Below are 9,691 nucleotides of genomic sequence, written 5' to 3'. Positions count from 1 at the left end.
CACCCCGGTGGTGTCCGATGCCGTGGCCGTGCTGCTGTCGACGGCCGGCGTCGCGGCCGGGGGTGCGCTCGCAGCCGCGGCCGGTTCGCGCCGAGTGCGGTCATCGGGCCGGTGCGGCACGTCGCAGCGCCGGCGCTGTTCCTTGCCCGTGTCCGGGTTGTAGGTGTCCACGAAGTGCATGTGGTCGCACTGGTTCGGGCAGTCGGCGTGCGGCACGGCGTCCGCACCGGTGGATCCGCCGGCGGTCGGGGCCGTGGGGGCATAGGCGCACTGCGAGGTGATCCACCCGGCCGGGCTGGACACTCCTCCGCGGGGGATGCGGCTGGTGAACCACGCCGCGAGCTGCTCGGGACCGTCGGCCACCGTGTCCCACCCGTCGGTCAGGAGCGCGGCGACGGTGTGGCCGGTCTTGCCGGAGCGGGCTGCGGAGTTCGGGCACACGTGAGTGGGCAGTGACCGGAAGAACCGCTCGAGGAGCGCTGACACGTCCTGTGTGGCACCCGCACCCCGATCGTCAGGGTAGTTCGGCCCGTCCGGCGGGTTCGTGGCGCCTGTGTGGATCTCAGGTGCCGTTGCGGGGGTAGTGGTGTCGGTGTCGTGCTCGGCGTCCCGTCCGGTGTCCCGGCTTGGCTTTTCCTCCCTTGCGGGAGCGTTCTCTTCCTCCCTCTCAGTGCCGGCGTCGTCGCGTGCGTGCGCGCGCTCTGAGGAGGAGGTTTCACGGGGGAGGTTTAGAGGGGAGGTTTGGGGGTCTGTGAGACCCCCCTGGTCGATACTCATAGACCCCCCTACCCGATACTCATAGACCCCCCTAGCGGAGTTATCCACAGGGGGGTCTGTGAGACCCCCCTGTGGATCGTCGTGCTCACCCTGCCCAGTTTCCCCGTCCTGACCTGCGGTTTTCGCCTTTTTCTTGCCGGGACCCTTGCTCGGGTTCGAAACACCCTTATCGGCGCGCGCCTTGCGTTCCGGCGCCGGACCCAGATCTGGCCGACCCCCCGGAGTCAACGGGCCGACCCCCCTCGCGGCGCGGTCGGCGTTGACGCGGTCGACGTTGGGAAACCACCGGTACGGGATCATCAGGTCGTAGACCGTGGGCCGGTACTGCTTCGGGATGCGCCGCGCCGCTTCCTGGTCTCCGGGCGCGATCAACCGGCGCTGCTGGAACTCGCGAACGAGCCGCTTGACGGTTTCCTTCGACAGGCACGCGCGAGCGGCGATCGTGTCCTTCGACGGATAGGCGTCGGTGCCGTCCTCATTCGCGGTCTCAGCCATGACCACGAGCGCCAGTTTCTCTTCCGCGGTGGCGACCGGGGCATCCTTGAGGGCCCACAGGATCGGATCGAGTGCCACGGTGTGTCCTTCCCCCCGGCACGATGCGCAGTGTGACCAACGTCAGTAGGGAGCGTGTTGGTACATCGCTGCCCAGTGCACTACGCTAGTGCCAGCTTAATTGATGGCTGGTTGGTGCCAGCTTGTGTGTTTTTTGTGTGTACGGTCCCACGTTCGCCACGGTGGACGTGGGACTTTTTCATGTTCTGGTCTAGCTCTGATCGATCATAACGGCCACGATCAGTGCCCGGTCGCTGGCTCGCCGTCGGCCAGCACACGCAGCCCGGACAGCATCGCCGGCGAGAACACCTCCCCGATGCCGGGGATCGCCAGGATCAACCCGCGCCCGATGAGCTGGTCATGCACCCGCTGCGCTGTGGACCGATCCACGAGCGACCGCACCTGATTCGGCATCGCCGCGCCGCACCGGCCGTGCTCGGTGAGCACCACCACCGCGTCCAACTCGGCGCGGCCGGACCACGGTCCGCCGTGCTCCACCAGGCGACGCGGTAGCTCATCGATATCACTTGGGTGGATCGGCGTTGTCGGGTCGATCAACGTGGAGGCCGGATCCACCGGCGTCCACGGCTTGCGCTGTTGCCGGAGTGCCGCGCGCTCGCTCGGCGGTGTCCACGATCCCGTGAGCGAGTCGGCCACAGCGTCGAACACGACCACCGCGGCCGGCCCCCGAGCGGGAGGCGTGCCGCGAAGAGAGCGCTGGTAGTCCTTCCACGTCGCGTGGAAGTCGGTGAAGTCGGACAGCGCGATCCCCAGCTTGTTTTCCGCCACCGCGGGAACCTTGCCGAGATGGGGGATCGCTTCGACGTGCCGCACTCGGCAGTGCATCCGTGCGGGGGTCTGCGTGTTCGGGCGCAGCTCGAACCCCCGCCGGCGCTGCTGGATCATCTTCCCGACGGTGGCGGTGACGACGGTGGCGTGTTTCCGCCCGTCCAGGGCGGCTTGGAACGCGCGGACGCCGGCCATCACGTACGGCTTGGGGTTGGCGGGACGCGTCGGGGAGTGCGCGCCGGCGCCGGAATCGGCGGGGGATGCGGTGTGTGTGCTCATGGCGGGTGCGGGTTTCTGTGTCAGGGGTTCAGTGCTGCTCGAGTTCGTGCACGAAGTCCGCTTCGGGTCCGAGCTGGATCGGGTTGCCGGTCCATGCCTCGTACGCGGTCGGCGGCATGAACACCGTCGCGCGCTCCCGGTAGCGGTACACCGTGGTGTGTCGGTCGCGGTAGACCGCGTCATCCAGCACCGTCGGCAATCCGGGGCGCGCCTCGTTCGTGCGTTTCGTGACGACCTCCACGAGATCATCATGACGAGACCGGACGACGCCATTTTCCGGTGGATCGTCGGTGGAGAGGTTTCCGACCCACCAGGTGAAAGAGACGCCGATCGCGGCTACCTGCGGACTCGGGTCGTCGGTGATGTGGCTGAGAGAGCGTGTGACGGCCAGGTGGTAGCCGTAGTGGATGACGTGACGCGTGAAGGCGCCCCATGCGCCGGGGGTCTTGCGGAGCGTGGTCGTGGGGATCGTGTACATGGCCGTCAGGGTACATGAGTGACACCACTAAGCCAGGGGGGAATTCGTCCGGATGGGCGACATCACTCGACGCATTCATGCCACTCAAGTACCGTGACTCACGTCATGACCACCACAGTCCATCATCACCCACCGATGTGCCTCACACCGAGCCAAGACCAACGAGCCCGCGACCGACTCGCCACGTGGGGCCCAGTCCCCAACCAACTGCCCTTACCCCTCACCGTCGACCCCACAGCCGAACACATCTCGTTACCGCTGGACGTGACCCCATGCCCGACACCGTCTACACCTCCGCAGACCCCGCAACACCAATCTGGTGGGGCATCCACGAGCAACCCAACCCAGCCGACCAACACCGACACGCCTACACCGGCGACTACCGCAACGACACCCCGGTAACCGCGCTCTGCGGACTCGAGTTCCAACACCGCAAGTTCGACCAACTCGACACCGAACGCCAGTACGCACGCACATGCGGCGAGTGCGAACGCCGCGCGTGGCGGATCCGCAACCGCAGCCCACACCCGTACTGGGACGCACCTCCGGTCACCGCCTGAACCCCCGCCGCGCACGAAACCGCCCCCGGACCCTGCACAGAGTCCGGGGGCGGCGTCATGAGCGCACATGAATGCACGGTCACGCATCCAGCGCGATATCCAGATGTTCCACGCACACTACCCCGAGGCGACACGACCGGCCCACGATCGGCGGTTGCCATTGCCCGCACACCACGCAACACCGCTCCGGCCGCTCCGAGACCAACCCCCGGTAGCGCTGCACCGCCAACCACGCCCGCACCGACCGCACGTTCTCCGTGTCCACCGCGTGCCACGCACCGATGTCGGCCACCTCAGCATCCGGCAGTGCCTCAACCTCAGCGACCGCGCACCCGCGCTCGTACTCGGACCGCGACAACGGGCCCGAACCAACCACGGTCGTCGCCTGCTTCCGCGCGGACCGCTGCGCGGCGTCCAACTCCGCGAACAACCCCCGCCCCCGGGTCGTGGCCAACCGAGCGGCGATGACCACCCGCGCCGGATAGTCCGACACCGGGAAAGCCCGGTCGCTCTGATAGTGCTGAGCCACCTGCAATTCCGACAGGGGCGGCACGTCCGCGGCCAAGCACGCTTCCTCGTACCGCTCGCGGGTGTACATCAGCGGCGGTTCCTCCGTTAGCGCGAGGCGCACCGCGTCTTCCGCGCGGTCCAGCTCGAACCACGCGATCGTGGTCTGCTCGGTCTCTTTCCGCGTGGTCGTGTAGATCGGTAGCTTTTCCCCGTCCGAGTGGACCGGGCAGTAGTACGTTCCGTCGCCGAACGGTCCGGGGGTGGACGTGATCGACCAGCCTTCCGGCATGGCCGGTAGCGCGTGTTGCCACTCGGCCGGAGCCGAGTTCGGGTCGAACGTCATTTCCAGGCAAAACGGGATCACGGGGACTCCTCATCGGGAGAAAGATTGTGTGGACGTGACCAGACTACCCCACTTGTGTCACTCAAGCCACTCATGTACCTTTATAGGTGTCCGAGAGGCCACACCCACGGAGGAAACCCCAGTGACCACCACCGACCCGTTCTGCCACTGCGGACACCGCGAAAGCACCCACGACGCCGGCCAATGCTGGACACACGGGGACATCCGCTGCACTTGCGCATGGTTCGAACCCGCATGGACCCCGACCAAGCTGCACGCCCACGGAACCACCGGCAGCGCCAAGCAGGAACACCGCGTGGCAATGGCCATCGACGAACACATCCAGGCCAACCGCAACGATCCGAACCTTGACGCCTACGACCTCGCAGCAGCCGCCCTCGAAGCCATGCGCGCCGACACCGGCAACCACCTCTGAAAGGAACGACCAGTGGACCCGAACAGCACCCCCGACGACACCGAGTACTACCTCCGACGCGCCGAGAGCGCCGAGCGCGACCGGGATCTACTTCGATCCGAACTCGAGGGAGTGATCAAGCGAGCCGAGAACGCCGAAACCCGGATTCGTGACCTGCGCAGCCCCGCCCAGCCAAGTGACGCCATTGTGATCATGTGGCGTGAGGGCACCGACAACGGAGACGCCCAGCACGAACGACTCGCCAGCGAAGTGGCGAAGGTTCTCCGCGAGCGGGGGATGAGCGGCACCACCGGTGACAACCAGGGCGCTGATCACGCTATCGCTAGCGCCGTCATTAACACGCTGCGCACCGATATTCAGCCTAAACCCGAACCACCGCACCCCGATTACGTCGCCTGGCTCAACAGCGACGCAGACCCACTCGACTCAACCGACGTCGACCACTCCTGAACCCGCACACCGGCCCCGCTCCCGGGCGGGGCCAACCCCTCCACGCACCCCGAGAGTGACCCGCCATGTACCGCCACACCGACTCACCGAACCGCCACTTCCGCGACGAGATCACCAGCCCCTATATCGGGTGGATCGCACTGGCAATGGCCATCTACGGCAACCCCGATGGCGAAGCACCCGACTGGCACCGCCACGCCGCGTGCGCCGGCACCTCCCACGAGCCGTGGTTCCCCCCAGACGGCGCGAAAAGCGGCAACCCGGCGCGCAAACACCGCTACCTTCGCGAAACCTACTGCGATCACTGCCCCGTTCAGCAGCAGTGCTACGACGACACCGTCCAGTGGGAATCCCGATGGACCGCCGGTGGTGGCCAGGTGCACGGATTCGTCGCCGGAGCCAGCGGACCACAGCGCTACGCAACGATCCACACCACGAACACCAGCGAGGACGCAGCCTGACGGCGCCCGTGCTTTCCACGCAGCCCCCTCCCGCTCGGGTCTGCGTGGGCTGCTCGGACACCGCCCCAACCCGAAAGGAAACCAGCCCGATGCCCGAATCCGAAACGTTCACCGGAACAGCCGACTTGGCCGTGTTCGCCCCCGACGAGACTGGCAACCTCCACGTACTCACCGGACTCCGCAGCGGGTACCCCTATAAGGGCCGGTGGGCACTGCCCGGCGGGATCGTCGACGCGGGGGAGACGTTCCGTGGCTGCGCCGTGCGCGAGCTGCACGAAGAAACGAACCTGATCATCGAGTGGGAAACGCCGCTGTGGTTCGTCGACGTCTACGACGCCCCCCATCGCGACCCCCGCGGCCGGTACGTGTCGTGCCTGTACACCACCGTGTTCGACCGGATCCCGGGCGTGCAGGCCGGCGACGACCTCACCGACACCCGCTGGATCCCCGCCCCCGAAGCATGGCGGCACAGCCTGGCGTTCGACCACGAGCAGATGATCCGAGACGCCTACAGGCTCCTGGCCTCCCACGGCGCATTCACCACCACCCTGCACCACACCTAGCCCGGGAAGGAACCGCAGTCATGACCAGCAGCAACGGAAACCCCGAAATCGGCGTCAACCCCGCCCCGGCCACCGGCGAACGTGTCGCCACCAGTGACGGCATGTTCGGACGCATCGCTACCAGCTCTACTCCCCGAAGGCACCTGATCAACCGTGACGACGGAACCGGCCGCGTCTATCACGTCGACAACATCCAACCGGTCGCAGTCGTCACCGTCACCGTGTCCGACTCCACCCACGGGACGGGCGGAGCCAACGACATCGTCAAAACCGTCCGCGACTTTCTCCACGACACGTACGGCGGAAGCAACATCGTCAACGTTGACGTCTCCTCACCAGGTTCCGCAACGATCACCGTGGAAGTACCGACCCGGGAAGGATTCGCCTCATGACCGTGCAGCGAGTCCGAGCCGAAACCGTCAACCCCGACACTGACCAGTTCGTCCACGCCACCGGCCGCGACATGTTCCGCTTCCCGATCAACTGGGTGGACACCAACCGCCGCGACGGGTCCGTGCTTATTGACTTCGGCAACCCGCGCGACCCCAGCCTGAACGCATGGTGTGCGAGCGGAGACGCACCCGTCTACGTCGACCGCACCGCCCCCGACGACACGACGGAAGAGAGCCAGTCATGACGCTCGACATCAGTAGCCACCACGACTGGGACACCCTCGAAGTCATCGACGCGCCACGATCCCCCGCCGGCGGGCAGATCCTGCACCTTGGTGCACGCGTGGCCGTCACCGCACTGCCCATAGAAACCGGGGAGCACGGCACGCTCACCGGCATCTCGGTGCACTCCCGCACCACCGGCGAACGAACCTGCACCGTCACCCGCGACAACGGAACCGACCGGCACGTGTTCGCCCGCCACCTGACCGCCGACACCGGCAACCCGCCCGGGTGGATGTCCCAACCCGGGGACCGCGTCGCAGTCTCCCCCGATGACGACAACCGCGGCACCGTCCGCGCGCCCCGCTCGGGTCTGCGCACGTGGATCGAACTCGACCGCGGCGACAGCGTCGTAGTTCCCACCACCGACGTGATCCCGCTCGCTCGGATCACCGTCAACGCCGGCCGGAACCCGCGGGCAAGTACCGCCTTCGCCGAGCAGCTACGCCAGGTGTACCCCACTTCACGGCTGGTCGACACCGACCGCGACGTGTTCGGGAACTGCTGGATCGCACTGGAAGCGCCGGTGTTCCGGGAACACCTCGTTCCCGACGTCGCCGGTACGTGAACCCGGCCGTTGGCGCACACGCCCCGGTGTGTGCGCTTCCGGCTTGGCTCACTGCCAGGCACACCAAGACCGAACGGAGTCCCCGCCATGAGCGAACCCGCCCCGAAAGACATCCACACCCACTTTGGCCTGTCCTACGCCAACTACCTGGTCATGCCGCGCGCGTTGCTCCAATCCATGCCAGAGGACTGGCAACACCGATTCGTGGAACTACTCGACCAGTTCGAGAACGCCTTCACCCACGTTGACCAAGCCAGCTCGTACGACGTCACCCCCGGGGAAGGCCGGTATCTCACCGAGGTGAGCCGCCCCGTGCTCGAATCACTCGGGTGGACCGTCCAGCACGGAGCCGACGAAACGCTGTACTACACCCCCGACGGCCACGAGATCACCGGCGCTGAGGCGGACGTGCATCACGTGCTCGTTCCGTCCGCCGATCCCGTGCCGCACTACGACCGGGGACGCGCCTACATCGCCCCGAACCTGTAACCGCCCGGGTGGCCCCGAGACCGATCGGGGCCACCCGTCACTACCGGGCAGGCACGCTAGGTTGACCCTCATGCGCAGACACACCCTGAACCCCGAAGCGCTCGTCGCCGCCGCACTCGGGACCACACTGCTACTGGCCGCGTGCAGCACGGCCACCACCGGTTCCGACGACGCCACCGGCACCACCGGCGCGCCAACACCACCCCCCGCGTCCAGCAGCAGCCCGAACAAGCCGGACACGTTGGCCTACGGAACCGCGAGTAGTGATCCGATCGCTACCACCGTGTCCGCCCCGGAGCCGTTCACCACCAGCACAACCGCAATGCCGCAACGACTGGCCGGGAAACCAGCGTTCAAGGTCAAGATCACGTTCGAGAACACGACCAGCAAACCGGTCAACCCGGCCACCTTGCAGTTCCAAGCCACCACCGGCGGCCAGGTCGTAGAGAAAGTCCAAGACTCGAGCAACGTCGCACCCGGCATCCTCATGATCGGGGACATCCCGCCCGGCGCCACCGGCAGCGGCTGGACCGCATTCGCCGGCCAGCCCGACCAGTCCACCCGCGTCATCGTGTCCGCCATGCTCGGAAACAAGTCCACGACGTTCGCTCACCAGTAAGGGAGCCGCGCCATGACCACCACAACACCCCGTATCCGACTGCTGTGGTGCCTGCACGCACCGGACGACTCGCTCATCCCCGTGCCCGACTGGCCGACCGGCAAGTACCACGCAGACAGCATGGCCCGAATCATGAAGTCCGAGAAGATCACGTTCGGGATGACTCCGCGCGTAACCGTCTGGACGGGATCGCCCCGTGAGCACGCGCGGTTCGTCGCATCGGGCGAACCCATCGACATCTAGCAGACAACACCATCAGCCACCACGCAGAGAGGCGCCCCACGATGGATGATGCCGCCACCAACACCGTCAGCGTCCCCTACGGAGACGCCCGCTTCGTCGCCGCTGCACTCCACGGACTCACGCAGATGATCACGCGCTATCCGGTTTCGACTCCCGAAAACAGAGCCGTCACCAGCATCAACATTGCGCTACTGTCCCGCGCGGCCTACGTGATCGACCACGCCATCCGGCGAGACTGCGACACGGATGGAACCACCCCCAGTGAAGTAGCGGATTGGCGTCACGAGCTACGCAGCATCTACGACAACACTCCGACGTACACCGAGAGCGAGTTACCGGAGTTCATCAACGACCAAACCGTTCCCGGCCGCGTCGAAACCTACAACCAGCATTGCTACAGCGCCTACCCCGACGGGGACTACGGAACGCCCGATGAGGCGCGCGCGTTCGCCTACAAGATCCTGGCCGCGGCGAACTATCACGAGTACCTGACCAGCAGCCAAGCCGGCGCGTAGCATCACCCGCGTACCCACACCCCGCGGCTAGGGGTCGGACACGCGCGATCCCGCCCCCTGGTTGGCACACCTCACCGACCAGGGGGCGGAATCGTCTCGCCACCCGACTTCACACCGCCGGCGGGTCATCTCCCTGACCAGGGCTGTAAACCCACCCGTGCCACACCGCCCGCACCGGTTCATCCCCGGGCGGAGCCTGACGGCCGAAGTACAGATACGGTCCCCGCGACGCCGGCAACGTGCCCTCACCGGACGCGGACTCGGTGTACACCGGAGCGATCACGTTGTTTGGATCGGACCGGCCGGTGATCGCGAACTCCACCCGGTCGGCATTGACCCGCACCCGGAACCCCACGAACCCGGAATCGACCGTGGAGAGCTCCCA

The 9,691-nt window shown here is 66.7% G+C and carries 17 protein-coding genes; 12 read left to right on the top strand and 5 right to left on the bottom strand.

The window, feature by feature from the left end:
* The 3 genes from FHX42_RS25595 to FHX42_RS25585 all read right to left on the bottom strand — a co-directional run.
* A partial coding sequence (locus tag FHX42_RS25595; protein WP_182547045.1) for a helix-turn-helix domain-containing protein occupies positions 1-1,350 on the bottom strand: 1,350 nt, incomplete at its 3' end.
* Positions 1,351-1,569: 219 nt separating this feature from the next.
* On the bottom strand, positions 1,570-2,397 hold the full coding sequence (locus FHX42_RS25590; protein ID WP_182547044.1) for a hypothetical protein: 828 nt from the start codon (positions 2,395-2,397) through the stop codon (positions 1,570-1,572).
* Between the two features lie 28 nt (positions 2,398-2,425).
* Entirely contained in the window at positions 2,426-2,875 is a 450-nt protein-coding gene (locus FHX42_RS25585) for a hypothetical protein (protein ID WP_182547043.1), read from the bottom strand.
* Positions 2,876-3,147: 272 nt separating this feature from the next.
* Here FHX42_RS25585 and FHX42_RS25580 point away from each other — a divergent pair, with 272 nt between their 5' ends.
* The gene (locus FHX42_RS25580) at positions 3,148-3,435 is read left to right on the top strand and encodes a hypothetical protein (protein ID WP_182547042.1); all 288 of its coding nucleotides are present in this window, start codon (positions 3,148-3,150) and stop codon (positions 3,433-3,435) included.
* Between the two features lie 79 nt (positions 3,436-3,514).
* On the opposite strand, the gene FHX42_RS25575 is transcribed toward FHX42_RS25580, so the two are convergent.
* Positions 3,515-4,309: a hypothetical protein gene (locus FHX42_RS25575; protein WP_182547041.1), complete on the bottom strand. Its 795-nt coding sequence runs from the start codon at positions 4,307-4,309 to the stop codon at positions 3,515-3,517.
* Between the two features lie 121 nt (positions 4,310-4,430).
* On the opposite strand from FHX42_RS25575, the gene FHX42_RS25570 reads away from it, so the two are divergent.
* The 11 genes from FHX42_RS25570 (at position 4,431) to FHX42_RS25520 (ending at position 9,306) form a co-directional block, all read left to right on the top strand.
* Entirely contained in the window at positions 4,431-4,724 is a 294-nt protein-coding gene (locus FHX42_RS25570; RefSeq protein WP_182547040.1) for a hypothetical protein, read from the top strand.
* Between the two features lie 12 nt (positions 4,725-4,736).
* A complete protein-coding gene (locus FHX42_RS25565) occupies positions 4,737-5,174 on the top strand; it encodes a hypothetical protein (RefSeq protein ID WP_182547039.1) in 438 nt (145 codons plus the stop codon).
* Between the two features lie 65 nt (positions 5,175-5,239).
* Positions 5,240-5,635, top strand: a complete 396-nt coding sequence (locus tag FHX42_RS25560) for a WhiB family transcriptional regulator (protein ID WP_182547038.1) — start codon at positions 5,240-5,242, stop codon at positions 5,633-5,635.
* 89 nt (positions 5,636-5,724) lie between these two features.
* Entirely contained in the window at positions 5,725-6,198 is a 474-nt protein-coding gene (locus tag FHX42_RS25555; RefSeq protein ID WP_182547037.1) for an NUDIX domain-containing protein, read from the top strand.
* Between the two features lie 20 nt (positions 6,199-6,218).
* Positions 6,219-6,590, top strand: a complete 372-nt coding sequence (locus tag FHX42_RS25550) for a hypothetical protein (protein WP_182547036.1) — start codon at positions 6,219-6,221, stop codon at positions 6,588-6,590.
* Positions 6,587-6,835: a hypothetical protein gene (locus FHX42_RS25545; protein WP_182547035.1), complete on the top strand. Its 249-nt coding sequence runs from the start codon at positions 6,587-6,589 to the stop codon at positions 6,833-6,835. The genes FHX42_RS25550 and FHX42_RS25545 overlap by 4 nt, the downstream gene beginning before the upstream one ends.
* On the top strand, positions 6,832-7,440 hold the full coding sequence (locus FHX42_RS25540) for a hypothetical protein (RefSeq protein WP_182547034.1): 609 nt from the start codon (positions 6,832-6,834) through the stop codon (positions 7,438-7,440). Before FHX42_RS25545 ends, FHX42_RS25540 begins: the two co-directional genes overlap by 4 nt.
* Before the next feature lie 87 nt (positions 7,441-7,527).
* On the top strand, positions 7,528-7,929 hold the full coding sequence (locus FHX42_RS25535; RefSeq protein WP_182547033.1) for a hypothetical protein: 402 nt from the start codon (positions 7,528-7,530) through the stop codon (positions 7,927-7,929).
* 70 nt (positions 7,930-7,999) lie between these two features.
* The gene (locus tag FHX42_RS25530; protein WP_182547032.1) at positions 8,000-8,548 is read left to right on the top strand and encodes a DUF4352 domain-containing protein; all 549 of its coding nucleotides are present in this window, start codon (positions 8,000-8,002) and stop codon (positions 8,546-8,548) included.
* Between the two features lie 12 nt (positions 8,549-8,560).
* A complete protein-coding gene (locus tag FHX42_RS25525; protein ID WP_182547031.1) occupies positions 8,561-8,791 on the top strand; it encodes a hypothetical protein in 231 nt (76 codons plus the stop codon).
* 41 nt (positions 8,792-8,832) lie between these two features.
* On the top strand, positions 8,833-9,306 hold the full coding sequence (locus FHX42_RS25520; RefSeq protein ID WP_182547030.1) for a hypothetical protein: 474 nt from the start codon (positions 8,833-8,835) through the stop codon (positions 9,304-9,306).
* A 109-nt stretch (positions 9,307-9,415) separates the two neighbouring features.
* On the opposite strand, the gene FHX42_RS26105 is transcribed toward FHX42_RS25520, so the two are convergent.
* Positions 9,416-9,691 (bottom strand): hypothetical protein (locus FHX42_RS26105; protein ID WP_220480896.1); only part of this gene is annotated, 276 nt, incomplete at its 5' end.

The organism is Halosaccharopolyspora lacisalsi, assembly GCF_014137975.1.
GTDB lineage: Bacteria > Actinomycetota > Actinomycetes > Mycobacteriales > Pseudonocardiaceae > Halosaccharopolyspora > Halosaccharopolyspora lacisalsi.
The sequence above is the reverse complement of the archived record's forward strand: the minus strand, read 5'-3'. Positions and strand labels throughout refer to the sequence as shown.